We start from the raw sequence: 24,804 nt of genomic DNA, 5'->3' as shown, positions 1-24,804 counted from the left end.
ACCGGTACAAGGCAGTAAATGGGGACGTAACCCCAGGTTGATATCGGTGAGGCACACATGAGCAATCAGGAGCGCTCTAAGGGGCGGCCCCCTCAAGCAACAGATTATTCGCTTCCGTCGCTCGGCGAGCAGACGGATGAATTCGGACGTCCATTGCAACCTTCTGCGCGTCGGCGTGGCAAGGCGTTCGACCCTACGCAATACGTTCAAGGCCAACCCACACAGGCCGAACCCGCGCCGCGCCGTCGATACGAGGCCGTGGCCGAACCTGTTCAAGAGGATTTGCCGCCACCGTCCTATCAGCCCCACCGACAAGCTGCCGTGGAGCCGGAGACGCAATCGGTGCCACCCGTAACGCCGCCGCGCGAACGGGTTTTTCCGCGCACGACGCAGGCGCATGTACCGCCCGATGCGGAATTCGCAAGTGTTCCGTCTCCTGAAGTTGCGCCGCAAACAGAAACGCCACAGCCGCGCAATATTGGTATGATCGTGAATTTCTTGGGCGCGGCCACGTCGATCGCCTTGGTTTTTGGGCTTGGATATTGGGGGTACAAGCTCGCCGTGCGCGATGTGAGTGGTATTCCCGTTGTCGCCGCGCTTGAGGGGCCTATGCGCATACAGCCAAAAGATCCGGGCGGCCAATTGGCAATGCACCAAGGCCTAGCGGTGAATGCGGTTCAAGCTGTCGGAGAAGCAGAGGCAACCGCCGATAGACTTGTCCTTGCACCAGAACCAGTTGATTTGCTGGAAGATGATCCCGTGGTCGAGGTCGCCACGCAGGAGCCATCAGCCAAAGAAGATCAACCAGAGCCTGCACCAGCCCCCGAACCCGATCCTCAACCAATAGAAGAGCCGCAGCAGATCGCGCTGACAACTGAACCAGAGATCGAAGCGCCCGAAGCATTGGACGTACCCGCCGCGATTGAAGCCGCAACGGCCGAGAACCCCGATATAATTCCGGCGAGCATCGGTGGCGTGGCAAAATCGGCGCGGCCAAGGCAGCGGCCAAGCGGGTTTGAAGACGTGGTGAGTGCACAGCAAGAGTCTGTAGCGGCGGCCTTGGCCATGGCGCTTGCGGGGGATGCTGATCCTGCCGCCGTCGCGGATGATACCGCTTCACTGGCGCCGTCCAATTTGGCGGTGGGTACCAATCTCGCGCAGCTTGGTGCATATGCGAGCGAAGATATCGCGCGCGCCGAATGGGTCAAGAAAACTAGCCTCTATGGGGACTACATGGAAGGTAAAACCCGCGTGATCGAGCGCGCAGAGCGGGGCGGTCGGACGTTCTATCGCCTGCGTGCACACGGATTTGAAACCATTAACGAGGCGCGCCAATTCTGCGCGGCCCTTCAAGCCGAGGGAGCAGAGTGTGTCTCTGTTGTGGTGCGCTAATGAGCGTTGAAATCGGAAACTCCGCAGTCATTTTCGGCTGTGAGGGGTTGGTGCTCTCAAACGAAGAAGCCGCGTTTTTTGCGAAGGTGAAACCGTTCGGGTTTATCCTCTTTGCCCGAAATATAGATACGCCAGAGCAGGTAAAGAAGCTCACTTCCGATCTGCGTGCGGCAGTTGGGTATGATGCCCCCGTGTTGATCGACCAAGAAGGCGGCCGCGTTGCACGTATGCGCCCGCCGCATTGGCGTGCATGGTGGCCCGCGCTCGATGAGGTCGTGAAATCATCCGACCCAGAGCGCAGCATGTACTTGCGGTCCAGAATCCTTTCGGATGAATTGCGCGCGGTTGGGATTGATTGCAACTGTGCGCCAGTGCTTGATTTGGTTCGGCCTGAAACCCACGGTGTAATCGCGAACCGGTGCTATAGTGAAGCGCCTGAAGTGGCTGCGAAAATTGGCCGTCAGGTTGCGCAAGGGCATCTGGATGGCGGCGTGCTACCCGTTGCAAAACATATGCCCGGACATGGGCGCGCCAGCGTCGATAGCCACAAAGACCTGCCGCGAACGGATGCCTCGCAAGAGACCCTTCGCAAGCATGATTTTGCGCCCTTCGTTGCTCTGAATGACCTGCCCATCGCCATGAGCGCCCACGTCGTCTACGAGGCATTTGACGATGGCCCTGCAACGACCTCAAAGCGGATGATCGGGCTTATCCGTGATGAAATCGGCTTTGGTGGTTTGCTCTTGAGTGATGACCTGTCGATGGAGGCGCTTTCGGGCACGCCCGCGACCCGCGCTACGGCCTGTGTGGCAGCGGGGATTGATGTGGTCTTGCATTGCAACGGAAATTTGGCTGAAATGATCGAAGTTGCGGCGGCATCAGGCGAGATGTCTGCCGAGACGAACGCGCGCGCACGTGCCGCTATTGCAGCGCGCTATGCGCCAGATGGTGCCGATATCGAAGCTATGATTGCCGAGCATCGTCGGCTTGTGCCGGAGGTAAGCGATGGATGAAGCGCTCTTCACCCCTGAGGAGTTGTCCCAAGAGGCAACGACGGATCAATCCGTAGAAGAGCGCTTGGCCGCAGAGGCCCTTATCGTTGATGTAGAAGGTTTTGCTGGCCCGCTTGATTTGCTCCTGACGCTTAGTCGTTCGCAGAAAGTGGATCTGCGTCGCATTTCGGTTACCGAACTGGCCGAGCAATACCTGAAGTTTATTGACCACGCCAAGAGTCTGCGCATTGAGCTTGCTGCGGATTATCTGGTGATGGCGGCGTGGCTTGCGTTCTTGAAGTCGCGCCTCTTGCTGCCGCCAGAACCCGGCGAAGAAGGACCAACAGGCGAGGAGCTCGCAGCGCATATGGCGTTTCAGTTGGAGCGCCTTCAGGCCATGCGTGATTGCGCGGCCAAGCTGATGGCGCGCGATCAATTAGGGCGTGATTTCTTCGTTCGTGGGGTGCCTGAAACGGTGGAGCGGGTCCGCAAGGTTACCTACTCTGCAACATTGCTTGACCTCATGCAGGGGTACGCCCGTATTCGTACCAAGGATGATTTCCGACCCTTTGTGATGGACCGTCATGCGATCCTGACTATGGAGCAAGCCCTTGAAAGGATGCGCGGAATGATCGGTTATGCCGGAGACTGGACGGGCCTTGAGATGTACCTTCCCGAAGGGTGGCATTTTGATCCCGCCAAGCGCCGTAGCGCCACAGCGGCGACATTTGCGGCCTCGCTTGAGTTGGTTAAGGCAGGACATATCGAAATCCGCCAAGGCGAAACCTTCGCGCCCATTCAAATTCGAAAAAGAGAGGGAGGCCGCGCGTGAGCGATCCGAAAAACCTCGCTGATCCTGAACCACAAGTCGAGGAGAGCCTGTTTGAGGCCCCGCCGATGGCCGAACAGGAACGCATGGTCGAAGCTATATTATTCGCAAGTGCGGAGCCGGTTACGGTGCGCGACCTTGAGGCTCGAATGCCCCACGGATGCGACGCTGGCGAAGCGTTGGTTTACCTTCGCAAACGTTATGAGGGGCGCGGTGTGACGATCAATCGCGTGGGTGACGCATGGGCGATGCGCACAGCAGGCGATCTTGGCTATCTGATGCAAAAAGAGACGGTTGAGACACGCAAACTCTCGCGCGCGGCAATCGAGACACTGGCGATCATCGCCTATCATCAGCCCGCCACACGAGCCGAAATCGAAGAAATTCGCGGGGTTTCCGTCTCTCGCGGGACGATCGACCAGTTGATCGAGCTTGAATGGGTCCGTTTTGGGCGGCGTCGGATGACACCAGGGCGGCCCGTTACATTCGTGGTTACGCAAGGGTTTCTTGATCACTTCGGCCTTGAAAACGCGCGGGATCTTCCGGGACTTAAGGAGTTGCGCGCGGCGGGCCTTCTTGAGAACCGACCACCGCCCGGCATCATCCCCGGTCTGCCGCAACCTGATGAGGACGACGACGAAGTGTTGGAGTTCGATCAGGGAGAAATGTTTGACGAAATGCCATAGGGTTGGCATGGTCCAAGCACACGCATTCAGGAGAATGAAATGAACGCCGATCGCATTATCAACATGATCATACGACAGATCACTCGCCGCATCGTTAATGGTGGCATCAACAAAGGCATTGATTTTGCGGCGAACCAAACCAAACGCAATGGCAAGACCACAGAGGCGACGCCAGAGCAACAGAAACTCTCTCAGGAGCAAGCCAAACGGATGCGTAAGCAGGCCAAACTCATGCGGCGCAATACCAAGTTCTAGACGATGGTTTGCACAGGCTGAGCGCTTCTGCGCGTTTGCAGTACATAGATAACCGCCACCGCGCTCAGCCCCGCAGAGAAGAGTGCACAAGTCGCCATTCCGAAGTGTGTGAAGCCAAAGCGATAGAGCAGGGTTGAGCTAAATACGCTCAGATACATCACAGCGGAGTTCAGCCCCATGATCGCACCGCGCTGCGCCGGATCAAGACGGGTGAGCCAACCTACGGTTAGGTTCAGCCCCAGATGTTGAAGTATCCCCCAGATCGGCGCCAGAACAAGCAACCATAGATAGCTGTTCGTTGCCCAAGCGATACCAACATAGAGCACAGCAAGAAGCCCGAAAATACCCGCAAGACCGCGAACGGTGGGCAGGCGGTCAAGCACACCGTCAAATACCATCGCTGCCGCAAAGCCGATGCCATAAACAAGGGTCAGAACTCCCGCATCACGGACAGGACGGTTCAAGTTTACCTCAAGATGCGCGCCTAAGTAATTGTAAAACCCATAAAATCCAAATCCAAGCGCGGCAACGGCCATGAGCGCAGGAATAATCCCGTCAACCCGCAAGGCAGTGATCGGCGAGGTTGATGTCTTGCTCATGATTTGGGTCGGCAGGTCCATGCGCGCCAGCATCGGTAAAGTCACGAGCACCGCAGCCGCCAATCCGCCATATACATACCGCCAGCCGAAAATATCCGCGACATATGCGGAAATCGTAACACCACCGACCATCGACAGCGTCCAGCCCGATAGTACAGTGCCGATGACCCGCGCTTCTTGGCCCTTGGGTGCGATTTGAGCGGCGAGGGAATAAAGAGCGGGGATTGCGACGCCCGCTGCGATGCCTGCGATGGCGTGCGCGGCGCTCAGCATCGCGACGCTCGTTGCAGAGGTAGACAGGATCAGCGCCAAAACCAGAAGCACAAGTGCTGCCCGAAGCGAACGCGCGGCGCCAAAGCGATCGGCCAACGGTGCCAGCAACAAAGCGGCCATTGCAACACCTAATCCATAGAGCGCCGCAGCCGTCATAACCGCATCTGGAGAAGATGCACCGAGCGAAACGGCAACCTTGGCCGCAATCGGCGAGAGCATCAAAGAGTTTGAACCAACAACACCAACAATGGCCGTTAAGAGCAATACCGAGCGCGTCATTTGCAACCTCTTCTGAATGTGAATAGGGTAAAATGATTAACAGCCGAATAATCTAAGGCGAAGAGGGATTCGACATGGTTCAGAAAAATACAGATAATATTCCGTCAAACAGTACGCGTGACGTGGCGCTGGACGCTATTGACCGAAAAATATTAGGTGAGCTTGCGAATGATGCCTCCCAGAGTTTCGCATCTCTCGGGCAAACGGTGGGACTTTCGGCACCAGCGGTGCACGAACGAGTCAAACGCCTGCGCGCTCGCGGCGCGATCCGCAAGACCGTGGCAATGCTGGACGGAAAATCCGTGGGGAAGGGGCTCTTGGCCTTTGTTCACGTGGATACAACGGGCTGGGGCAAGACGCCCGGCATTATGGAGCTGGCTAAGTTGCCCGAAGTCGAGGAAATACATTCCTCAACGGGGGATACCTGTCTGATTATGAAGTTGCGCGTGTCAAGTTCCGAAGCGTTGGAAGGGCTGCTCTCGAAACTATACGACACGGATGGTGTTCGGAGTACACGTACATATGTCGCCCTGTCGACGCATATTGAGCGAGGCGTTCAGGCGGGGATTTCGTCGGAACTAGAAAACGGCGGCGGAGTTCGGTAACTATTATCTATTTGAAATGTTTAGATAGTTTTAGCCCTTGGCCTTGGTAGTTTGAGGCAATCCCTGCGCCATACAGTTGGTCAGGGACCTCAGACATATGCTCATAGACCAAGCGGCCCACAACCTGCCCATGTTCAAGCACAAACGGTGCCTCGTGGCAGCGCACTTCGAGGACACCGCGGCTCCCTGCGCCGCCCGCCGGATCGTGACCAAAGCCGGGATCAAAGAAGCCAGCGTAATGGACGCGGAATTCCCCAACCATTGCCAGATAAGGCGCCATTTCCGCCGCGCAATCAGGTGGAATATGCACGGCTTCGCGGCTCACTAGGATGTAGAATGCTCCGGGATCGAGGATGATACGTTCTTCGGTTGTGTGAATAGGTTCCCAGTATTCTGCGGGGTCATAATGGCCAATCAAATCCAGATCTATAACGCCCGTATGAGGCTTCGCTCGATAACCAACAAGCCCATCTTTTCCTGCGCTAAGGTCCACAGAAAAGCCCAAACCCTCAGAGATCACAGCCTCACCCGAGACGAGCGTAGTCTTGGCGTGCATTTGCGTCAGTTCGGCGTCTGAAATCACGGCCTGGCCGGCGCGGAACCGAATTTGGTTCAGTCGCATCCCCGGCCGAACCAGAACAGAGAAACTCCGCGGGCAAATCTCGGCATAGAGCGGGCCATTGTAGCCCGCAGGGATGCGGTCAAACTCGGTGCCGCCGTCGGTGATCGTTCTGGTCAGTAGATCAAGGCGGCCCGTTGAAGATTTCGCATTCGCAACAGCTTGTACACCATCGGGTAGGGCCAGCGATTCCATCAGCGGAACAACATATACGCACCCTTTTTCGAGTACGGCGCCATTGGTTAGATCCACCCGATGCATCTCGAACTCTTGAAGACGATCCGAAACCTTGGCCCCATGTCCCGCCAGAAACGACGCGCGGACGCGGTAAGCAACCGTCCCAAGCCGCAGATCAAGCGAGGCAGGCTGAATTTGCGCGCGATCAATTGCTGGTGCGGCGGAAATCTCTCCACGCTCGATCATTTCGCTGAGGGCTTGGCTTGGCAAAACACCGGGGTTGCTCATGGCGATTCCTTTTGCCGCTTTGGGGCATTATTGGCCATTACATTGCGAAACGGCGAAGGTTTGGTACAAAAACGTCCGCAGCCCCGAAAGGTGCGGACGTTTTTTGAATTGGTCGGGCTAGCAGGACTTGAACCTGCGACCTTCCGTCCCCCAGACGGACGCGCTACCAGGCTGCGCCATAGCCCGACTTGGGCTTCTTCATACTGTTTTTGACAGCAGGAGCAAGCGCGAATTTCCATCTTGGCGATCAATTTATCGGCGCGTCTTTGAATTGCGTTGCGCGCAGCGTCGAGAGGCGACCAGCAACAACGGCGAGGCGCCCTTTATTCTCATCGCTCATAGCGTAGCGTGCAGCAAGAAGACGGTGCCGAAGCGGCGTGCCGCGATACTGTGGATCATTGTCGTGCGGATCGTCTGGCACGATGACAGGCTCTGAAGCAGTGGTTTCGACGGTTTCTGACGGCCCATCAAGAGCTTCTAGGTCGCGAAGGTCGTCCTCGCTCGGTTCACCTTGTTCCCAGGCTGCCAGATCGATTTCCGATGGCGTCGGATCTGGGACCGTCACGGTTTCCTCAACCAAAGCTTCCGTTTCTAAGGGCGCTTGGCCTACTTCGTCCACTTCCGAAGGGTCGGGAAGAACGAGGTCGGATATCGACTGAACCTCCGGAGCCGTAGTTTGGAATTCGTCTCCGAAATTCAGTGGCTCTGTAGCTGGTTCTTCTGCTGGCGTATCACTCGTAGCATCCTCCGACAGAAGTTCCTCTTCTGGTTCCTCGGTTTGCTGAGCGAAGCCATCAAGAAAGGAAATCTGTTGCGGAGGCTCGTTTACTTCGGCGGTGACTTTGGCGATTGTGTCGAGATCAGAGCTGCCTTCGTCGATAGGCTCTGCCTCTGCTTGAACTTGATCTTCCAGTTCCGCTGACGGGGCGACAACCTCGGGCTCGGTCGGCGCCTCAGCTTCTTGTGAGGGTGGGAACGCAATGACCTGACTGGTTACAGGTTCCGCCTCACGAGCGGGTTCCTGAACGAGATTGGCGTCTTCAACCGCGGGGGTGTCTTGAGCGGCAGGTGTTTCCTGCGTGTCATCAAGGGGTTGAGAAAGCGAAGCCACGTGTTTGATGCCTTCGGAGCGCAGCAGTTTTTGCACACCTTTGATGGTCATCCCATCGTCGTGCAACAACTTCTTGATTCCGCTAAGTAATTCCATGTCGGCAGGGCGATAGTATCGCCGCCCGCCAGCACGTTTTATTGGTTTAACTTGCGTGAAACGGCTTTCCCAAAACCTCAGGACATGGGCAGGCGTTTCAAGCCAGTCGGCAACTTCGGAGATGGTTCGAAACGCATCTTGGGACTTCGGCATGGATCAGGCGCGCCTACTATTTGTTGCCGTTTGCAACGCGTTCTTTCATAAGATGCGAAGGGCGGAACGTCAGGACGCGGCGCGGCTGAATCGGAACCTCTTCGCCTGTCTTGGGGTTGCGACCAATGCGGGCTGCCTTGTCGCGAACACCAAATGTGCCGAACGACGAAATTTTGACAGTTTCACCAGAGGCCAAAGCATCCGAAACATGGTTCAACACGCTTTCAACCAACTGCGCGCTTTCATTGCGGCTAAGACCGACTTCTTGAAAGACCGCTTCGCTTAGATCCATACGCGTAAGAGTTTTGTCACCCATGATGACCCCCTTGTTTGATGTTTGGGCGGGAAAAACAAACCACCATGCCAAAGCGCGGACTGGCAGAGAATTCCCGCGAACCTGTGTGGCAGCATAGTGTTATTGAAAATTCCGAGTCAATATCAATGGCTTGCAAACGGTCGTAAAAGTACGGTTATCCGCCTAAAAACCAACGAAATTCTGTATGCTTGGCGTTTTACCAGCGCAGAAGGACAGAACCCCACGCCAACCCGCCGCCGATTGCTTCGGTGACGATGATGTCGTTTTCTTTGATTTGTCCGCGCTCTTTGCCCACCGAAAGGGCGAGGGGAATCGACGCCGCAGAGGTGTTTCCGTGGTCTTGAACTGTAACAACAACGCGATCCATCGGGACGCCCATCTTCTTCGCCGTGCCGGAAATAATGCGGATATTCGCCTGATGTGGAACAATCCAGTCAACGTCATCACCGCTCAGGCCGACTTGCTCAAGCGAGCGATGCGCGGTGTCTGCGAGCTTTTCTACTGCGTGGCGGAAAACTTCGCGACCTTGCATCCGAAGTACGCCGGATGTGCCTGTCGAAACGCCACCGTCCACGTGCAGCAGGTCTTTGTAGCGGCCGTCAGAATTCAAATCACAGGCCAGAATGCCGCGATCATCCGTGGTTCCGTTGCCTTCCTGTGCCTCAAGGATAAGCGCGCCAGCGCCATCGCCGAACAACACACAGGTCGCGCGGTCGGTGAAATCCAGAATGCGGCTAAAGGTTTCCGCGCCAATCACCAGAACGCGCTTGGCTTGTCCCGACAGGATCAGTGCGTTCGCATTGGCCAGCGCATAAACGAATCCCGCGCAGACCGCTTGGACGTCAAACGCAAACCCGCGTGTCATGCCCAACCCCGCTTGAACCATTGTCGCGGCAGAAGGGAAGGTGAAATCAGCGGTTGAGGTCGCAACAACCACGGCGTCGATGTCGTCGGCTGTCATGCCCGCATCTTTAAGGGCGGCATTCGCGGCCTTTACGGCGAGATCAGACGTGTTTTCGCCCTCAGCCGCGAAATGACGGCGTTCAATTCCAGAACGCGTTCGAATCCACTCATCGGTTGTGTCTACTAGTGTTTCAAGCTCGCTATTTGGAACAATTCGTTCGGGCAGGTAGTGCCCGACACCCCTGACGACGGCGCGTGTTGTCATTCTTGGTTCCCATTCGCAGTGCCTATTTCTGCGTCATCTTGCGGCGTTGCAGCGGAGGATGCAACCCGTGCGGCGAGTTTGTCCGAGAAACCTTGCTCGGCAAGGGTAAACGCGAGCTTAATTGCGGCGGAAATACCTGTGGCATCGGCCGAACCGTGGGATTTCACCACCGTTCCGTTCAACCCGAGGAAAACGCCACCATTCACGCGACGCGGATCAATTCGCTTGGAGAGGCGGCGGAGCGAAGGGTAGGCCAGCAATGCTGCGAACCGCGAAATCGGAGAGTATTTGAATGCGGCCTTAAGGAGCGTCGAAATCAGATTCGCGGTCCCTTCGCCAGTTTTCAGAGCGATATTGCCTGTGAAACCGTCCGTAACGATTACGTCCACACGATCAGAGGGGATATCGCCACCCTCGACAAAACCGACATAATCCACGTCAGCTTGCTCTGCTTTTTCACTGATGAGGTCGTGCGCAGCTTTGAGTTCGGCACGGCCTTTGTGCTCTTCGGTACCGACATTCAACAAGCCAACACGCGGTCGCGAAAGGCCAAGACCGTTGCGTGCATAAGACGCGCCCATCATGGCATATTGCAGCAAGTCTTGCTCATCGGCGCGAATATCCGCTCCGACGTCAAGCATTACGTTAAAACCGTTCGGATTGCGGGACGGCCACAAACAGGCAATCGCAGGGCGGTTCACACCGGGCAACTTGCGCAGCCGGATCATGGAAATCGCCATAAGCGCACCTGTGTTGCCACAAGACACGGCAACAGTCGCTTCGCCATTGCGCACTGCTTCGATGGTGGACCACATAGATGTGTCCTTACCATTGCGCAGCACTTGGCTGGGCTTTGCGTCCATCGTTACGACATCGCTACAGTCGCGAATCTCGCACACCGACTCAAGCCGACGTTTCTTGACGAGTTTGCTCAGCACTTCGGCATCGCCATGGACGATAAAGCCAATCGCGGGGTTCTTGGCCGCAGAACGGGCAATACCGGCGACAACTGCCGCCGGCCCACGATCGCCACCCATGGCGTCAACCGAAATGATGGTGCGCGCGGCCCCCGAAGTCTGCTGATCTGTGTTTTTGATCGTCATGTTCAGGTGCCGGCAAAAACGGTGCTTAAGCTGCGTCTTCGTCGAATTCGACGTCGCCTGCTACAGCAACGACTTCGCGGTCGTCATAATGTCCGCAAGCGCCACAAACGTGGTGCGGGCGCTTCAGCTCACCGCAGTTGCCACATTCGTTAGGATTCTCAGCAGTCAGAGAATCGTGGGATTGGCGCATGCCGCGACGGGATTTTGTAATCTTACTCTTAGGGACAGCCATGTCTCAAAACCTTGGTCATTTCGGGGGGTTAAGCAGGTGCCTGACCCCAGTGTTTCTTATCTTTACGAGCTACATACCCGAGCTGGCCGCATATGTCCAACCGTCTCGTAAATGAGGCCGGGAACATACTGCGATTTCAGTTAGGCGCAAGCTATTTCTTTTTGTCGGCGATTCCAAGGCGTAAACCCGCAGAAACGCATATTGTCTTCGTCTATTCCTTCTCGGGCTTTTCACCTGTTTTCAGAAGATTTGCAAGCCCCGCAAATGGACGTGCGTCTTCATCTTGCAACGGGGCAACGCCCGGAGCGGCAAATTGGGCCTCGCCCAGCTCTGCACCCTCGGCACGCGGATAGAGCGGAAGCGCCAGCGCGAGCGCCTCGACCATTACCTCTCCAAGATCAATCGTAGCGCCGAGCGGCTCAAGGGATTCGTCGACCTGCGACTCTACTTCGATCTCTTCTTCGTCTTCGATATCAAATACCGAGGTATCCTTAACAAACACGCGCGTTACGGGACCATCAATGCGCGTATTTACGGGGGCGAGGGTGATGACGCAGGGTTGTGTTACCGTCGCGCCAAGCTTTGCACTCAGTTGCCAGTCGGATTTCCCTTGGGGTGAAAGCGTGCCTTCAAAGCGCATCTTCTTGAGCCCATCAAGCTGTAAATCCTTGGCGATTGCCTTCAAGGTAGCATCGTCGGGAATCAGCGAGAAACGCGTATCTTTGCGCTGCGCCAGATCAGCGACCCGAAGCGGATGAGACCACGGCGTGCTATTTGCGGGCTGTGGCGCGGAGGCCTTGCGAGGTGCTGTGGGCTTGGGGGCGCGTGTCATTGTCATGCTTCCGTTATTGAATACAATTGCATCCTTCTATAAGTCGGATAAAAGTCTAGGACCAAGAGATCAAGAGGGCGGCAATGCAATTCGATTCACGTTTGAAGGCGCGACTGGCGAAAACGGCGGGTCTGATTGTTCTGGTTTGCGCTCTCGCAAGCTGTACATCTATCTATCGCAAACACGGATATATCCCTGCGCAACAGCAACTTGATGATATCGTTGTCGGCGTAGATACCACCGAAACAGTAGCCTCTGCGGTTGGGCGGCCTTCGGGCACGGGTGTTCTCAAGGACGGCGACTGGTACTTTGTACAATCGAACTGGCGCCATTATGGCTATCGTCAACCCGAGGAAATCGACCGTCAGGTTGTCGCGATCCGTTTCGACAGTCGCGGCGTGGTTTCAAATGTTGAGCGATTTGGTCTTGAGAATGGTCGCGTTGTTGCGCTTTCACGGCGGATGACCGACAGCAATATCCAAGGTGTATCGTTCCTGAACCAAATGTTCAGCAGCTTTGGCAACTTGGGTGCAAGCGCTCTTGGAGCGGTTCCGGGCCAGTAATTCTACCGGCCCGTTCGCTTTTATTCGGCGTCTTCTTTGGCCTCGAAGTTCAGCGCTACGCCATTCAAACAATAGCGAAGCCCCGTTGGCGCGGGGCCATCGGGGAACACATGACCCAGATGCGCCAGACAATTGGAGCAATGCACTTCTGTGCGGCGCATAAAGAACTTGCGATCTTCTTGCTCACCTACGGGCGCACCCTCAATCGGCGCATAAAAGCTTGGCCATCCCGTACCGGACTCAAATTTGGTTTCCTGATCGAAAAGCGGCGTGCCGCAGCAAACACACTGAAATACGCCTGCGGTTTTGGGGAAGTTGTCATGTGTATTTGCGCGTTCGGTTCCGTGTTTGCGGGTCACGCGGTAGGCTTCATCACTCAGCATTGCCCGCCATTCAGCGTCAGTTTTTTCAATTTTCGCCATGGATCCTCCAAAAAGTGGGTTGTGTCACGGATTTTTCGCATTTCGTAACTATATCATATGGTAATCATGGCACGTTCATTAAAGGGAGCGCGAAATGTTGAACCTTAGAAAAGGTCGCTATTCTGTGCGCGTTGCGCAAACGGACGAGGACTTGGCCGCCGCTCAATTGCTCCGCTTTCGTGCATTTGTCGATCAGGATCCACAAGCCGCAGGTGTGGACGCAGACGACTTTGATGCGCGTTGCACCCATATTATGGTCGAAGAGAACGCGAGTGGTGCTTTGGTATGCTGCTTTCGTCTGCTGGACCTGAATAGCTCCGAGATTGAAGCAAGCTATTCCGCGCAGTTTTATGAGCTTTCAGGCCTGCGGGAGTTTGATGGCCCAATGGTCGAAATGGGCCGTTTCTGTATTGATCCTGCCTGTCAGGACGCCGATATTCTTCGGGTCGCGTGGGGCGCTATGGCGCGATACGTGGATGAGCGCGGTGTAAAACTTCTCTTTGGTTGCTCGTCGTTTAAGGGCGTAGAGGCATCCGAATATTACGACGCTTTTGCGCTCCTGAAGGAGCGTCATTTGGCACCCAAGCATTGGCTTCCTAAGGTCAAAGCGCCGAAAGTGTTCAAGTTCGCGCAGCGACTGCGCCGCAAGCCAAATCCCAAGAATGCCATGCGCGTGATGCCGCCGCTGCTCAAAACCTATTTGGTTATGGGGGGCTGGGTTTCGGACCATGCGGTCGTGGACCATAAATTAAATACGCTGCACGTCTTTACAGGGCTTGAAATCGGCGCAATTCCCCCTGCGCGCAAGCGTCTTCTTAGGGCTGTTGCGGGCTAGGGTCTTGACGTTTGGAAGTGGGACGCGTAGCGCAATCCCATGGCACGTATACCACTCCTTCAGCTCACGGATATCTCGCTTGGTTATGGCGGGGATCCTCTGTTTTCAGACCTTAGTTTGATAGTGCAACCCGCCGACCGCGTCGCGCTTGTGGGGCGGAATGGCTCTGGCAAATCGACCCTGATGAAGGTCATGGCCGGCATGGTCGAACCCGACAGCGGCGCGCGTATTGTCTCGCCCGGGGTGAGCGTTGGATATATGGAGCAAGACCCCGACCTGAGCGGTTTTGAAACGCTGGGGGATTTCGCCGCAAGTGAACTCGATCCCTCTGAGGAATACAAAATCGAGATGGTGGCCGAGGGCCTCAAGTTCAAACCCGACACATTGGTCAGCGCCGCTTCAGGTGGGGAACGCCGCCGCGCGGCCCTTGCGAAGCTGCTCGCAGAAGAGCCACAACTCATGTTGCTCGACGAGCCGACCAACCACCTTGATATCGAGGCCATCGCGTGGCTTGAGGAACAACTCAAATCAACGCGCGCTGGATTTATCCTGATCTCGCACGACCGTGCATTCCTGAATGCCCTGACACGCGCCACGCTTTGGGTGGATCGCGGGAAGGTCCGCCGCCTCGAAGAGGGGTTCGATAAATTCGAAGAATGGCGTGACAAAGTTTGGGCCGACGAAGACATGCAGCGCCACAAGCTTAACCGTCTGATCAAGTCCGAAGCGAAATGGGCGGTCGAGGGCATCTCGGCGCGGCGTACTCGTAACCAAGGACGCCTGCGCGCGCTCCACGCCCTCAAGGAGGAACGCGCGGGGCAAATTAAGCGCCAAGGTGCGGCGGCAATGGCCTTTGACGCCAGCCCCAAATCGGGCCGCAAGGTGATCGAGGCCGAAAACCTCACGATGCGCTTTGGGGACAAACAAATTCTCAAGGATTTCTCGATCAAAATCGCCCGTGGTGATCGTGTTGCCTTTGTGGGGCCAAATGGCGTTGGCAAAACCACTTTGCTCAAGATCCTGATTGGCGAGATTGAGCCTGACAGCGGCACCGTGAAACGTGGCACCAAGCTTGAAACCGTTGTGTTCGATCAGAACAGAGCCCAACTCGATCCGAATATGTCGCTTTGGGAGAGTTTGACGGGCGATCCCGATATGCGCGTTTCGGGCAAAGCGGATCAGGTGAATGTGCGCGGCACTCCGCGCCATGTTGTTGGCTATCTGAAGGACTTCTTGTTCGACGAGAGCCGCGCACGTGCGTCGGTGTCTTCGCTTTCCGGAGGAGAGAAAGCGCGCTTGCTTCTGGCCAAGATCATGGCGCGCGAGAGCAACCTCCTTGTGCTTGACGAACCGACTAACGATCTCGATGTAGAAACTCTCGATCTCTTGCAGGACTTGCTGGGCGATTATGATGGAACCGTCCTCTTGGTAAGCCACGACCGTGATTTCCTTGATCGGGTGGCACAGACCACAATCGCGATGGAAGGGAACGGCAACGCAGTTGCATATGCGGGCGGTTGGTCTGATTATCGCGAGCAAAGAAAAGCTGACATGCCAGCGAAATCGGTGGCAAAAGAGTCTTCAAAACCCACGAAAAAAGCCGCGCCAACCAAAGAGCAAGCGCCGGCAAGTGGCCTTTCGTTCGTGGAGCAGCATCGGCTTGAGGCACTCCCCAATGAAATCGAGCGCCTGACGGCCGAGATTGCCAAGCTTGAGGAATTCCTCGCCGCACCTGATTTGTTCACCAAAGAACCGATCAAGTTCAAGAAGGGCACCGAGGCTCTTGTCGAACGCCAAGAAGCCCTAAGCGCGGCCGAAGAAGAATGGATGGAGCTTGCCGAGCGGGCAGAAGCCTAGGTCATTCTAAGACCACCATCCAAACGGATAACCTCTGCGTTCAGGTAGGGGTGCGAGATGATGAATTCGACGAGCCGCGCGAACTCTTGTGTGGTTCCAAGGCGTTTGGGGTGCAGAACATCGGTGGCTAGTCCGTCGATGATCTCTTGTCCGAGGCTTTCGAGCATGGGTGTCATGAAAATACCCGGCGCGATGGCCATAACGCGAATTCCCGTCCTCGCCAGATCCCGCGCCATCGGAAGCGACATGCCTGCGATACCTGCTTTGGAGGCGGCATAGGCGGCTTGGCCTTTTTGGCCGTCAAAGGCCGCGACAGAGGCCGTGTTGACGATCACGCCGCGCTCGCCATCTTGGTTCGGTTCGTTTTCGGCCATGATCTGGGAGGCAAGGCGCGCAACGTTGAAGGACCCGACGAGGTTGATATCAATCGTGCGCTGGAAATCTGCGAGCGGGAAGGGGCCAGAGCGCCCGAGCGTGCTTGCGCCAGTTACAATCCCCGCGCAATTCACACAGGCCGTGATTCCACCCATATCGCTTTGCGCTTGCTTGAGAGCGGACGAGACTTGCTCCTCGTCCGTTACATTCACCTGCGCAGCGTATCCGCCGATGTCCTTTGCTACGGATGCCGCTTTTTCAGCATCGCGATCAAAGATCGTGACCTGCGCACCGTTTGCCGCCAAGAGCCGCGCACAACCCTCGCCAAGTCCTGAGGCCCCGCCAGTTACGATTGCTTTGGTCTGAGTGATATCCATTTGCCCCTCCATTAGTAATTGAACGAGTGTTCAATACTTGCCTGCAGAAATCAACCCCTACCAGCGGCCAGAAGCGCCACCACCAGAACTGCTACCGCCGCTAAAGCTTGAACGACCACTGCTGCGACGTGTGGAAATCCGCGGGATGGAGTAGCTGTCTACCGATTGATAATCGCAGTTCGGACAACTGATCGTTGTTTCACCTTGGCCGTTTGCCGTCCTTGTTGCAGGCTCTAGCGTGGCTGAAGTTCGCTCCATTCCAGTTTGGCCACAGCTTGGACAGGGTTTGCGGGCAAAGCGGTAGTTCGAGATTTTCGGACCGAATATCGCCGCCGCAATTGCCGTCCCGAAGAACGCGGTAAAAAGCGCCAAGGCGATGCGCGGCCCGTGGTTTTCGCGGCGTGATCGAGCTGGTGGCTCGTCCCCGCTCATGTGGCGCAAGGCAATAAGCTCTATCATCTTTTGTGCGCCATCCAGAACGCCGTCGTCAAAATCCCCATCCTTGAATGCGGGTTCCATATAGAACTGGATGATATCCTCGGAAATGTCATCGTAAACAGGGGGGTAACCGCTCCCGACGACGATGCGGAATACCCTGTCGTTCTTGGCGATCATCATAAGCAAACCGTCGTTCAACTCGGGGTCGCCAATACCCCAATCATTGAAGGTCGCCGTTGCGAATTCCGCTATATCTTCCCAATCACCAAAGCTCGCCATGCTTGTGATCGTAAGGACGCTCATCTCTATGCCTGTGTCCTGCTTGAGATAGTCGAGCTTGCGCCTGAGGGTGTCCTCGGTTTCCTTCGAGAGCATGGCGGCATAATCGTTCACATAAGGATCGTCCGGCACAGGGAATTCCTGCGCGCGTGCGGCTATACCCGCACTCAATAACAGTGAAACCGTAACGATAATCCGTGCAATTCGTTGCATTAAGTCCTCTCTCTCCTGTTCTCGGAGTGTAGAAAAGACAGGGCGTAAATCAACCCGTGAGCTCGCGGATGACTTGCGGGATCATCATCACGTCGTCGCGGGTACAGTCAAATTGGCCGACTTGAACACGGATAACGAACTTCCCGTGATGGGTGGTTTGAGTCAGATAAATCCGCCCGTCATTGTTTATGCGCTCAAGCAATGCGGCTGTTTCAACGTCATCGCGATAGGCGAAGGTAAAGAGCGACAGCCGCGGCTCCGTTGTGAGGATGCAACCGTCGATCTCGGCGATCGCCTCGCGTGCCTCAAGTGCCCAGCGCACGTGGTTGCGAATACGCTCGCGCAGCCCCTCAAGGCCATAAGCACGAAGTGTGAACCAAATCTTGAGTGCACGAAATCGCCGACCGAGCGGAACCGTCCATTCGTTGTAGTTAACGATATCGTCTTGGTTTTGCGTTTTAAGGTATTCGGGCCGCAAGCCAAGCGTTTGTATTTGCGCAGTGGGGTCAGGCATAAACTGAACCGCGCAATCAAACTGTACTCCTAGCCATTTATGAGGGTTGAAAACAACGGAGTCTGCGCCCTCAACCCCATCCCAAAGTGTGCGGAACTCAGGGCAGATCATCGCGCTTCCCGCCCATGCTGCATCGACGTGGGTAAAGAGGTTGTGAGATTTGGCAACCCTCACACAATCGGCAATCGGATCACAGGCCCCGATGGACGTACCGCCCGTACAAAGCACAACCCCCGCGGGCAAGAACCCCGCCGCGATATCCGCCTTGATCGCCGCATCAAGTGCGACAGGATCCATACCGTGATCCGCCGTTGTCGGAATTTTGACGAGGTTCTGCTGACCGATCCCCGCAATCCGAATACCCTTGTCCACCGAGCTGTGCGTCTCGGCCGAGGCGTAAATTCGCAAGCGGGGTTGATTGGTCAACCCCTGAGAATTGCCAGCCCAGTCCAAAGCACGCTCTCGCATTGTCAGAATGGCCGAAAGTGTCGCGGTCGTGGCGCTGTCATGGATCGTGCCGGTGAACGTTTCGGGTAATCCCAATGCATCCAAGAGCCAATCGATCATGACTGCCTCGATTTCATTTGCCGCAGGAGCAGTCTGCCAGAGCATCGCTTGCCCCGCGATCGCATTGGCCAGTTGCTCGGCAAGCATAGACGCCGGAGAGGCGTTGGCGGGAAAATAGGCAAAGAAGCGCGGGTGCTGCCAATGGGTGGTGGCTCCGGGGACCAGACGCTCAAAATCAGCAAAAATGCGTCTGATTTCTTCGGGCGTGTCCGGTGCCGTTTTGGGAAGTTGTGCCTTGATTTCACCCGGCGTGATATTGGGCCGCACAGGAGCATCGCGCAGATTGGCGTGATAGTCGCGCGCCCAGTCTGCTGCGATTTTGGACCAATGGGCGAGTTCGTCGTGGTTCATGAATTGGCTTTCTGTCTATTCCAGTAGGGCGTCGATTTTGCTACCCGCTATTCCTTGAGCAAGAGGCGAAAAATCCCCTTCCTGAAGCATCGCATTTGCCGTGTCAAATATCGCGCGCTGCGTTACCCGCGCCAGCGACGACCCGAGCGATACCCGCGCAACACCGATTGCCGCGAATTCAGAGAGGCGGCGTTGAGTAAACTCGCCCGCCGCAAGCGCATTGACAGGTAAGGTCGTCGCCGCGCAAATCTCGGCCAGATCATCCCAGCTTGCGGGCAAGGGAACATATATTCCATCGGCACCGGCTTCTTCAAAACTCTTCACACGGCGCAGGGCTTCTGCCTGATCATACTCCCCACGCAGAATCCCATCAGCACGAGCAACCAGAAAGAAGTCATTGGATAGTGCGCGCGCGGCGAACGCGGCCGCTCGGATACGTTCATAGGCCAGCTCTGGTTCGTATGCGGATGTGGCGGGTAGGGCGATATCCTCAATACAGATGCCAGCAAGGCCGATTTCACCTGCAAGGCGAACGGTTTCGGCAACCTCATCAGGCGTTTCGCCAAACCCGTTTTCAAAATCCCCCGAAACGGGAATGTCGACCGCCGCGATAAGGTCCTGCGCATGCGTCAGCGCTTCGTCTCGTTTGACGCCATCCGGTTTTCCCAAAGTAAATGCATGCGCCGCCGAGGAGGTCGCAATCGCTTGGGCGCCAAGGTTCTGAAGCATCTTGGCCGAACCGATATCCCACGCATTCGCTAGAATAAACGGGGCGCCCCTTACGTGAAGCGCACGGAACGTAGCAGCATGATCAGACATCGGATTCCCTCCATTGGTCGGCGCAGCGTAGGGAACCTGCGATACGGGCGTCAAGCGGCTTGGCATATGCAGATCAAGTTGTTACAAGGCATCTATGAGTAAAAACTGCACAATTATTTGCATTTGTATTCCTGCCTAACATCGTTAGCGGGCTTCTTCTCATTTCCAATCGAAACCAAAGTTGATATGCCCGCGTCAAGCATCCGCGTGAGGACCCAATGGTTGAGATAAAACTACACAATACGAAAACCCGCCAAAAAGAGGTGTTCACGCCGATTAATCCGGAAAATGTACGGATGTATGTGTGCGGACCGACGGTTTATGATCGGGCGCATTTGGGGAACGCGCGGCCTGTGATTGTGTTTGACGTTTTGCAGCGTCTCTTGCGGTTGGTCTATGGTGCGGAGCAAGTGACATACGTGCGCAACTTCACCGATGTTGACGATAAGATTAACGCGCGCGCCGCCGAAACAGACCGCTCGATTGGGGACATCTGTGACGAAACGATTGGCTGGTTCCTTGATGATATGCGCGCAGTAGGTGCCGCCGATCCAGACAAAATGCCGCGCGCCACAGAGTTTATCCCCCAAATGATCACCATGATTGAGGGCCTGATCGAGAGCGGTCATGCCTATGCCGCCGAGGGTCATGTTCTCTTTGCGGTCGAAAGCTACAAGAATTATGGCGCACTCTCTGGGCGTTCGATCGACGATATGATCGCGGGCGCACGTGTAGAGGTTGCGCCCTACAAACGGAACCCGATGGATTTTGTGCTGTGGAAACCATCTGACGCCAAAACACCAGGTTGGGAAAGCCCATGGGGATACGGACGTCCGGGTTGGCACATTGAATGTTCCGCAATGGCCTATGAACTATTGGGCGCGAGCTTTGACATTCACGGCGGAGGCAACGACCTAATGTTCCCGCACCACGAAAACGAAGTCGCCCAAAGCTGCTGCGCACACCCCGAAGGCGAATTTGCCAATGTCTGGCTGCACAATGAGATGCTTCAGGTCGAAGGCAAGAAGATGTCCAAGAGCTTGGGGAACTTTTTCACGGTCCGCGACCTGCTGGATCAGGGCGTCGCGGGTGAGGTCATTCGCTTTGTGATGCTCTCGACCCATTATCGCAAGCCGATGGACTGGACAGAAAAGAAACGCTCAGAAGCAGAAACAACCCTGCGCAAGTGGCGGGCGCTGACAGCGGGGATCGACCCCGCCGCCAACGCGGCCCCCGAGGCCATCGCAGCCCTTGCCGATGATCTGAACACGGCGGGTGCAATCACTGTGATGCACAAGCTGGCAAGCGAAGGGGCGGCAGCCGAACTTTTGGCGACTGGCGCACTTCTCGGATTGCTAGGGGATGATCTCGCATGGGGTCAGGCAGACTTAAGCAGCTTTGAAGTCATGCTAACAGACGCCCGCGCCAAGGCGATGGAAACCAAGGACTTCTCGGAGGTCGATCGCCTCAAAACAGCCTTGCTTGATGCTGGCGTAGAAGTGCAGATGTCTCGCGAGGGGGTTAAACTTGCCGTCGGCGCGGGCTTTGATGCCGCCAAGCTGGAGGCACTACAATGAGTAAAACACGCCTCTATATCTACGACACAACCCTGCGCGATGGGCAACAAACCCAAGGGGTTCAGTTCTCGACCGACGAGAAAATCAAAATAGCGAACGCTCTTGATGATCTGGGGGTCGACTATATCGAAGGCGGATGGCCCGGCGCCAACCCCACCGACAGCGCCTTCTTCGAAGCCGCCCCAACAACACGCGCCACCATGACCGCCTTTGGCATGACCAAACGCAGCGGACGCAGCGCGGCCAACGACGAAGTGCTCGCCGCAGTGATGAACGCAGGAACTTCCGCCGTGTGCCTTGTTGGCAAAAGCCACGACTTCCACGTAACCCGCGCGTTGAATATTCCTCTTGCTGAAAATATCCAAAATATATCGGCCTCGGTCGGGCATATCGTCGGGCAGGGGCGCGAGGCGCTCTATGACGCGGAGCATTTCTTTGACGGTTACAAAGCCAACCCAGACTACGCCCTCGAGTGCCTGAAGGCCGCACTGGACGCAGGGGCGCGCTGGATCGTGCTTTGCGATACAAACGGCGGCACGCTTCCCGCCGAAATCGGCAAAATCGTCCACGAGGTCATTGCCGCGGGCATTCCGGGTGAACAATTGGGCATCCACACGCATAACGACACCGAAAATGCCATCGCAGGGAGCCTTGCCGCGATTGATGCTGGCGTGCGCCAAGTCCAAGGAACGCTGAACGGCCTTGGCGAGCGCTGTGGCAACGCGAACCTTACGACTTTGATCCCGACACTCCTGCTCAAGGGTGATTATCCTGATCGGTTCGAAACCGGCATTGAGTTGTCGAAACTCTCGGGCCTGACCAAGCTAAGCCGCACCTTGGACGATATCCTCAACCGCGTTCCAGCGCGCCAAGCGCCCTACGTCGGTGCAAGTGCGTTCGCGCACAAGGCAGGGCTTCATGCTTCGGCGATCCTCAAGGATCCGACGACTTATGAGCATATTGAACCATCAACCGTCGGCAACACGCGTATCATTCCGATGTCCAACCAAGCGGGGCAAAGCAATCTGCGTAGCCGCCTTGCGGGCGCAGGGCTTGAAGTGGACGCCAAAAATCCGGCCCTTGCGCGTATCCTTGAGGTTATCAAAGAACGAGAGGATCGCGGTTATTCCTTTGACGTGGCCCAAGCCAGCTTCGAATTGCTCGCACGCCGCGAATTGGGGCTACTGCCGGACTTCTTTGAGGTAAAGCGTTTCAAGGTGAACGTTGAGCGCCGCAAGAACAAACGCAACCAGATGATTAGCCTTTCGGAGGCAGTAGTCGTTGTGAAAATCAACGGCGAAAAGCGGATGTCTGTGAGCGATTCAATGGACGAAAGTGGCGTTGATCGCGGGCCGGTTAATGCGCTCATGTTGGCATTGCGCAAAGACCTCGGACCTTACCAAGAGATTATCGACGATATGCGCCTTGTCGACTACAAGGTCCGCATAACCAACGGCGGCACCGAGGCCGTAACGCGCGTAGTCATCGACAGCGAGGACGGCGCGGGGCGGCGTTGGTCTACTGTTGGGGCATCGTCAAACATCGTGGACGCAAGCTTTGAGGCGCTTCTTGATGCGATCGTGTGGAAGCTGGTTCGGGACGTGAAACGAACATGAGCATAGACTATACGGCTTCGGCGGCGCTTGTTGAAAAGGGCGATCCAGATCGTTTCCTTGCAACGATGGCCGCGGCCCCCGAATTGCGGGGGGGATTATTTGCGATGGCGGCATACAACCTTGAGCTTGCGCGCGCGCCTTGGGCGAGCAAAGAGCCAATGATCGCGGAAATGCGCCTTCAGTGGTGGCGTGATCTGGTTGAGGAATTGGGGCAGGGCAGCGTGCCCCGCTCTCACGAGATCACCGAGTCTCTGGCTCATTTGGTGACCCATCACGGAATATCGCCAACGCTCCTCGACGAAATGGCCGAAGCGCGGCGCTGGGACGCGTATAGTGAACCATTTGAGGATCAGGATGATTTCGACGGCTATATGGATCATACGTCCGGCCATCTCCTTTGGGCCGCGTGCCAGACCCTTGGAGCTCAGCCTGCGGATGAGCGTTCCGTGCGTGATTATGCCTATGGCGTTGGGGTTGCGAATTGGTTAGCGGCGGTGGCCGACCTTGTGGAGCGCGGCAAAATTCCACTGCTTGATGGCCGCCCCGAAGGGGTGCAAACCCTCGCACAGGATGCCCTGAAACGGCTAAAGTCGGCTAAACCACCACGCAAACTGGCGCCCGCGTTGCGGTGGGGATGGCAAGCAGAACCCCTCTTGAACCTCGCAATCAAATCGCCAGGGCGCGTCGGAGATGGAGCGCATTATTTGCCCGAGTTATCGCGCAAGCTTCGTTTGATGCGGCTGTCGATGCTGGGACGGTATTAGCCCGCCTCGACGCTTGCATCCTTGGGCTGCATCACCAACCAGATGAGAGCGCTACCTGCGAGAGCAAGGAACGGGATCATCGCGATGTTTACACTTGTCCAGCCCTCAACCGCTGTTCCGCCCGAGCAATTCATCAAGCTGCCGGATGCGAGGGATGCGAGCGTCACAAATCCGAAAACGATCATATCGTTCAGCCCCTGCATACGTCCGCGCTCCTCTGGGGTGTGCGCTGTCGCGAGCATTGTTGTTGCGCCGATAAAGCCAAAATTCCAGCCGATACCCAGCAGGATAAGCGCAATAAAGAAGTTGCTCAGCTCAACCCCGGAAAGCGCCACGACACCCGCCATCGCAAGGATCGCAAGGCCCGTCGCAACAATCTTTTCAACGCCGAAGCGTGCGATCAGGTGACCAGTAAAGAAGCTGGGCGCGAACATCGCAACGACGTGGCCCGTGACAACATCCGCCGCCGCATCATTGCCGAATCCACAGCCAACCACCGCGAGTGGAGTTGAAGTCATCACAAGGTTCATCAGCGCATAAGAAACCATGCCGCAAATCACCGCCACAAGGATACGCGGGGTCTTGATCATCTCCCAGCGTGTACGGCCCCTCACGGCGCCTTCTGCGGGTGCGGGGGGCTTGGGGATGTCGAGAAAGAGGAACAGCAGCGAGCCGATCAGGTTCAGAACGACCACCGACAGGTACACGCCCATGAATGGAATCGCCGTGCTGTCGACCGTCATTTTCCCCAGTTGCGGGCCAATAAAGGCCGATATCAAACCGCCAGCCATTACCCATGAAATCGCCTTAGCGCGAAAATGTTCAGGGGCTGTGTCCACCGCTGCAAAGCGAAAGAAACCCTGAGACGACATATAAACGCCGGTGATCAAACTCCCCAGCAACAAGAGCGCGAACGACCCTGCATAGAGGCCATACGCACTAACGCTAGCGCCTAGCATCCCGCCAAATGCGCCTACGAAGAAGCCAACGCGCCGACCAAAGCGCTGCATAATCGAAGAAAGCGGAGAGGCCGCGAGCATCGACCCAAGTACAATCATCGAGATTGGCAGCGTCGCAAAGCAGATATTTGTCGCCATATTCTGACCCGCCAGGCCCGCATAGGTGAAAATCATCGACATTTGGGCGCCCAAGATAGCTTGGGCAGCAACAAGTACGATAACATTCTTACGGGCGCGTGAGAGCGATTGAACTTCGGTCATGCCAGATTCGTA

At 56.3% G+C, this 24,804-nt stretch carries 26 protein-coding genes and 1 tRNA gene; 12 read left to right on the top strand and 15 right to left on the bottom strand.

Translation table 11 applies throughout. The features are described from left to right. The first annotated feature begins 57 nt into the window (after positions 1-57). From ACFE33_RS09235 to ACFE33_RS09215, 5 genes are all read left to right on the top strand, one after another. Positions 58-1,392, top strand: coding sequence for an SPOR domain-containing protein (locus tag ACFE33_RS09235; RefSeq protein ID WP_380052579.1), 1,335 nt, complete (start codon positions 58-60; stop codon positions 1,390-1,392). After that, the gene (nagZ, locus tag ACFE33_RS09230; protein ID WP_380052577.1) at positions 1,392-2,405 is read left to right on the top strand and encodes a beta-N-acetylhexosaminidase; all 1,014 of its coding nucleotides are present in this window, start codon (positions 1,392-1,394) and stop codon (positions 2,403-2,405) included. Before ACFE33_RS09235 ends, nagZ begins: the two co-directional genes overlap by 1 nt. Further along, complete coding sequence (locus ACFE33_RS09225) at positions 2,398-3,216, top strand: segregation and condensation protein A (protein WP_380052575.1); 819 nt, start codon at positions 2,398-2,400, stop codon at positions 3,214-3,216. Before nagZ ends, ACFE33_RS09225 begins: the two co-directional genes overlap by 8 nt. 65 nt (positions 3,217-3,281) lie before the next feature. Further along, positions 3,282-3,899 carry an SMC-Scp complex subunit ScpB gene (gene scpB, locus ACFE33_RS09220; protein WP_380058696.1) on the top strand — a complete coding sequence of 206 codons (618 nt, stop codon included), beginning with the start codon at positions 3,282-3,284 and terminating at the stop codon, positions 3,897-3,899. Between the two features lie 39 nt (positions 3,900-3,938). Continuing rightward, the gene (locus ACFE33_RS09215; RefSeq protein ID WP_380052573.1) at positions 3,939-4,154 is read left to right on the top strand and encodes a hypothetical protein; all 216 of its coding nucleotides are present in this window, start codon (positions 3,939-3,941) and stop codon (positions 4,152-4,154) included. On the opposite strand, the gene ACFE33_RS09210 is transcribed toward ACFE33_RS09215, so the two are convergent. Then, positions 4,151-5,305, bottom strand: coding sequence for an MFS transporter (locus tag ACFE33_RS09210; RefSeq protein WP_380052572.1), 1,155 nt, complete (start codon positions 5,303-5,305; stop codon positions 4,151-4,153). The two genes, ACFE33_RS09215 and ACFE33_RS09210, sit on opposite strands and share 4 nt — an antisense overlap. Positions 5,306-5,379: 74 nt before the next feature. On the opposite strand from ACFE33_RS09210, the gene ACFE33_RS09205 reads away from it, so the two are divergent. Further along, positions 5,380-5,910: an Lrp/AsnC family transcriptional regulator gene (locus ACFE33_RS09205; RefSeq protein ID WP_380052570.1), complete on the top strand. Its 531-nt coding sequence runs from the start codon at positions 5,380-5,382 to the stop codon at positions 5,908-5,910. A 7-nt stretch (positions 5,911-5,917) separates the two neighbouring features. Here ACFE33_RS09205 and ACFE33_RS09200 read toward each other — a convergent pair whose 3' ends face one another. The 8 genes from ACFE33_RS09200 to ACFE33_RS09165 all read right to left on the bottom strand — a co-directional run bounded on the left by ACFE33_RS09200 (position 5,918) and on the right by ACFE33_RS09165 (position 12,005). Beyond that, complete coding sequence (locus ACFE33_RS09200) at positions 5,918-6,994, bottom strand: 2'-deoxycytidine 5'-triphosphate deaminase (protein WP_380052568.1); 1,077 nt, start codon at positions 6,992-6,994, stop codon at positions 5,918-5,920. 109 nt (positions 6,995-7,103) lie between these two features. After that, a tRNA-Pro gene (locus ACFE33_RS09195) sits at positions 7,104-7,180 on the bottom strand. Positions 7,181-7,241: 61 nt separating this feature from the next. Beyond that, a complete protein-coding gene (locus ACFE33_RS09190) occupies positions 7,242-8,354 on the bottom strand; it encodes a MerR family transcriptional regulator (RefSeq protein WP_380052566.1) in 1,113 nt (370 codons plus the stop codon). A 16-nt stretch (positions 8,355-8,370) separates the two neighbouring features. Continuing rightward, a complete protein-coding gene (ihfA, locus tag ACFE33_RS09185) occupies positions 8,371-8,670 on the bottom strand; it encodes an integration host factor subunit alpha (RefSeq protein WP_380052564.1) in 300 nt (99 codons plus the stop codon). A 196-nt stretch (positions 8,671-8,866) separates the two neighbouring features. Further along, a complete protein-coding gene (locus tag ACFE33_RS09180) occupies positions 8,867-9,838 on the bottom strand; it encodes a beta-ketoacyl-ACP synthase III (protein WP_380052562.1) in 972 nt (323 codons plus the stop codon). Next, positions 9,835-10,941: a phosphate acyltransferase PlsX gene (gene plsX / locus ACFE33_RS09175; RefSeq protein ID WP_380052560.1), complete on the bottom strand. Its 1,107-nt coding sequence runs from the start codon at positions 10,939-10,941 to the stop codon at positions 9,835-9,837. Before plsX ends, ACFE33_RS09180 begins: the two co-directional genes overlap by 4 nt. A 25-nt stretch (positions 10,942-10,966) precedes the next feature. Next, on the bottom strand, positions 10,967-11,173 hold the full coding sequence (gene rpmF / locus ACFE33_RS09170; RefSeq protein WP_380052558.1) for a 50S ribosomal protein L32: 207 nt from the start codon (positions 11,171-11,173) through the stop codon (positions 10,967-10,969). 211 nt (positions 11,174-11,384) lie between these two features. After that, the gene (locus tag ACFE33_RS09165; RefSeq protein ID WP_380052556.1) at positions 11,385-12,005 is read right to left on the bottom strand and encodes a YceD family protein; all 621 of its coding nucleotides are present in this window, start codon (positions 12,003-12,005) and stop codon (positions 11,385-11,387) included. Positions 12,006-12,088: 83 nt separating this feature from the next. Between ACFE33_RS09165 and ACFE33_RS09160 the strand changes: the two genes are divergently transcribed. Further along, complete coding sequence (locus tag ACFE33_RS09160; RefSeq protein ID WP_380052554.1) at positions 12,089-12,568, top strand: outer membrane protein assembly factor BamE; 480 nt, start codon at positions 12,089-12,091, stop codon at positions 12,566-12,568. A 20-nt stretch (positions 12,569-12,588) separates the two neighbouring features. On the opposite strand, the gene msrB is transcribed toward ACFE33_RS09160, so the two are convergent. Further along, positions 12,589-12,990, bottom strand: a complete 402-nt coding sequence (gene msrB / locus ACFE33_RS09155) for a peptide-methionine (R)-S-oxide reductase MsrB (RefSeq protein ID WP_380052552.1) — start codon at positions 12,988-12,990, stop codon at positions 12,589-12,591. Between the two features lie 94 nt (positions 12,991-13,084). On the opposite strand from msrB, the gene ACFE33_RS09150 reads away from it, so the two are divergent. Next, entirely contained in the window at positions 13,085-13,825 is a 741-nt protein-coding gene (locus ACFE33_RS09150; protein ID WP_380052550.1) for a GNAT family N-acetyltransferase, read from the top strand. 39 nt (positions 13,826-13,864) lie between these two features. Next, the gene (locus ACFE33_RS09145; protein ID WP_380052548.1) at positions 13,865-15,682 is read left to right on the top strand and encodes an ABC-F family ATP-binding cassette domain-containing protein; all 1,818 of its coding nucleotides are present in this window, start codon (positions 13,865-13,867) and stop codon (positions 15,680-15,682) included. On the opposite strand, the gene ACFE33_RS09140 is transcribed toward ACFE33_RS09145, so the two are convergent. From ACFE33_RS09140 to ACFE33_RS09125, 4 genes are read right to left on the bottom strand one after another with little or no spacing between them, the layout of a single operon-like run. Beyond that, positions 15,679-16,434 carry an SDR family NAD(P)-dependent oxidoreductase gene (locus ACFE33_RS09140; protein WP_380052546.1) on the bottom strand — a complete coding sequence of 252 codons (756 nt, stop codon included), beginning with the start codon at positions 16,432-16,434 and terminating at the stop codon, positions 15,679-15,681. The genes ACFE33_RS09145 and ACFE33_RS09140 overlap by 4 nt on opposite strands. Before the next feature lie 57 nt (positions 16,435-16,491). Beyond that, positions 16,492-17,364: a TPM domain-containing protein gene (locus ACFE33_RS09135; RefSeq protein WP_380052544.1), complete on the bottom strand. Its 873-nt coding sequence runs from the start codon at positions 17,362-17,364 to the stop codon at positions 16,492-16,494. A 49-nt stretch (positions 17,365-17,413) separates the two neighbouring features. Continuing rightward, a complete protein-coding gene (locus ACFE33_RS09130; protein ID WP_380052542.1) occupies positions 17,414-18,796 on the bottom strand; it encodes a pyridoxal phosphate-dependent decarboxylase family protein in 1,383 nt (460 codons plus the stop codon). A gap of 15 nt (positions 18,797-18,811) precedes the next feature. After that, positions 18,812-19,615 (bottom strand): isocitrate lyase/phosphoenolpyruvate mutase family protein, encoded by an 804-nt coding sequence (locus tag ACFE33_RS09125; RefSeq protein WP_380052540.1) that lies wholly within the window; start codon positions 19,613-19,615, stop codon positions 18,812-18,814. Between the two features lie 218 nt (positions 19,616-19,833). Here ACFE33_RS09125 and cysS point away from each other — a divergent pair, with 218 nt between their 5' ends. From cysS to ACFE33_RS09110, 3 genes are read left to right on the top strand one after another with little or no spacing between them, the layout of a single operon-like run. After that, positions 19,834-21,192, top strand: a complete 1,359-nt coding sequence (cysS, locus tag ACFE33_RS09120) for a cysteine--tRNA ligase (RefSeq protein WP_380052538.1) — start codon at positions 19,834-19,836, stop codon at positions 21,190-21,192. Beyond that, complete coding sequence (gene cimA, locus ACFE33_RS09115) at positions 21,189-22,808, top strand: citramalate synthase (RefSeq protein WP_380052536.1); 1,620 nt, start codon at positions 21,189-21,191, stop codon at positions 22,806-22,808. The genes cysS and cimA overlap by 4 nt, the downstream gene beginning before the upstream one ends. Beyond that, positions 22,805-23,572: a phytoene/squalene synthase family protein gene (locus ACFE33_RS09110; protein WP_380052534.1), complete on the top strand. Its 768-nt coding sequence runs from the start codon at positions 22,805-22,807 to the stop codon at positions 23,570-23,572. The genes cimA and ACFE33_RS09110 overlap by 4 nt, the downstream gene beginning before the upstream one ends. Here ACFE33_RS09110 and ACFE33_RS09105 read toward each other — a convergent pair. Then, positions 23,569-24,792 (bottom strand): MFS transporter, encoded by a 1,224-nt coding sequence (locus tag ACFE33_RS09105; RefSeq protein ID WP_380052532.1) that lies wholly within the window; start codon positions 24,790-24,792, stop codon positions 23,569-23,571. The genes ACFE33_RS09110 and ACFE33_RS09105 overlap by 4 nt on opposite strands. Positions 24,793-24,804 lie beyond the last annotated feature (12 nt).

It is taken from the genome of Falsihalocynthiibacter sp. SS001 (assembly GCF_042445055.1).
In the GTDB taxonomy this organism is placed as follows: domain Bacteria; phylum Pseudomonadota; class Alphaproteobacteria; order Rhodobacterales; family Rhodobacteraceae; genus Falsihalocynthiibacter.
Note: the sequence above shows the minus strand (reverse complement) of the source record. Positions and strands in the feature narration are given on the sequence as shown.

What these genes read in the sequence shown, in the direction of transcription:
- ACFE33_RS09235 (WP_380052579.1), top strand. Translation starts at nt 58, where the DNA reads ATGAGCAATCAGGAGCGCTCTAAGGGGCGGCCCCCTCAAGCAACAGAT.
- nagZ (WP_380052577.1), top strand. Translation starts at nt 1,392, where the DNA reads ATGAGCGTTGAAATCGGAAACTCCGCAGTCATTTTCGGCTGTGAGGGG.
- ACFE33_RS09225 (WP_380052575.1), top strand. Translation starts at nt 2,398, where the DNA reads ATGGATGAAGCGCTCTTCACCCCTGAGGAGTTGTCCCAAGAGGCAACG.
- scpB (WP_380058696.1), top strand. Translation starts at nt 3,282, where the DNA reads ATGGCCGAACAGGAACGCATGGTCGAAGCTATATTATTCGCAAGTGCG.
- ACFE33_RS09215 (WP_380052573.1), top strand. Translation starts at nt 3,939, where the DNA reads ATGAACGCCGATCGCATTATCAACATGATCATACGACAGATCACTCGC.
- ACFE33_RS09210 (WP_380052572.1), bottom strand. Translation starts at nt 5,305, where the DNA reads ATGACGCGCTCGGTATTGCTCTTAACGGCCATTGTTGGTGTTGTTGGT.
- ACFE33_RS09205 (WP_380052570.1), top strand. Translation starts at nt 5,380, where the DNA reads ATGGTTCAGAAAAATACAGATAATATTCCGTCAAACAGTACGCGTGAC.
- ACFE33_RS09200 (WP_380052568.1), bottom strand. Translation starts at nt 6,994, where the DNA reads ATGAGCAACCCCGGTGTTTTGCCAAGCCAAGCCCTCAGCGAAATGATC.
- ACFE33_RS09190 (WP_380052566.1), bottom strand. Translation starts at nt 8,354, where the DNA reads ATGCCGAAGTCCCAAGATGCGTTTCGAACCATCTCCGAAGTTGCCGAC.
- ihfA (WP_380052564.1), bottom strand. Translation starts at nt 8,670, where the DNA reads ATGGGTGACAAAACTCTTACGCGTATGGATCTAAGCGAAGCGGTCTTT.
- ACFE33_RS09180 (WP_380052562.1), bottom strand. Translation starts at nt 9,838, where the DNA reads ATGACAACACGCGCCGTCGTCAGGGGTGTCGGGCACTACCTGCCCGAA.
- plsX (WP_380052560.1), bottom strand. Translation starts at nt 10,941, where the DNA reads ATGACGATCAAAAACACAGATCAGCAGACTTCGGGGGCCGCGCGCACC.
- rpmF (WP_380052558.1), bottom strand. Translation starts at nt 11,173, where the DNA reads ATGGCTGTCCCTAAGAGTAAGATTACAAAATCCCGTCGCGGCATGCGC.
- ACFE33_RS09165 (WP_380052556.1), bottom strand. Translation starts at nt 12,005, where the DNA reads ATGACACGCGCCCCCAAGCCCACAGCACCTCGCAAGGCCTCCGCGCCA.
- ACFE33_RS09160 (WP_380052554.1), top strand. Translation starts at nt 12,089, where the DNA reads ATGCAATTCGATTCACGTTTGAAGGCGCGACTGGCGAAAACGGCGGGT.
- msrB (WP_380052552.1), bottom strand. Translation starts at nt 12,990, where the DNA reads ATGGCGAAAATTGAAAAAACTGACGCTGAATGGCGGGCAATGCTGAGT.
- ACFE33_RS09150 (WP_380052550.1), top strand. Translation starts at nt 13,085, where the DNA reads ATGTTGAACCTTAGAAAAGGTCGCTATTCTGTGCGCGTTGCGCAAACG.
- ACFE33_RS09145 (WP_380052548.1), top strand. Translation starts at nt 13,865, where the DNA reads ATGGCACGTATACCACTCCTTCAGCTCACGGATATCTCGCTTGGTTAT.
- ACFE33_RS09140 (WP_380052546.1), bottom strand. Translation starts at nt 16,434, where the DNA reads ATGGATATCACTCAGACCAAAGCAATCGTAACTGGCGGGGCCTCAGGA.
- ACFE33_RS09135 (WP_380052544.1), bottom strand. Translation starts at nt 17,364, where the DNA reads ATGCAACGAATTGCACGGATTATCGTTACGGTTTCACTGTTATTGAGT.
- ACFE33_RS09130 (WP_380052542.1), bottom strand. Translation starts at nt 18,796, where the DNA reads ATGAACCACGACGAACTCGCCCATTGGTCCAAAATCGCAGCAGACTGG.
- ACFE33_RS09125 (WP_380052540.1), bottom strand. Translation starts at nt 19,615, where the DNA reads ATGTCTGATCATGCTGCTACGTTCCGTGCGCTTCACGTAAGGGGCGCC.
- cysS (WP_380052538.1), top strand. Translation starts at nt 19,834, where the DNA reads ATGGTTGAGATAAAACTACACAATACGAAAACCCGCCAAAAAGAGGTG.
- cimA (WP_380052536.1), top strand. Translation starts at nt 21,189, where the DNA reads ATGAGTAAAACACGCCTCTATATCTACGACACAACCCTGCGCGATGGG.
- ACFE33_RS09110 (WP_380052534.1), top strand. Translation starts at nt 22,805, where the DNA reads ATGAGCATAGACTATACGGCTTCGGCGGCGCTTGTTGAAAAGGGCGAT.
- ACFE33_RS09105 (WP_380052532.1), bottom strand. Translation starts at nt 24,792, where the DNA reads ATGACCGAAGTTCAATCGCTCTCACGCGCCCGTAAGAATGTTATCGTA.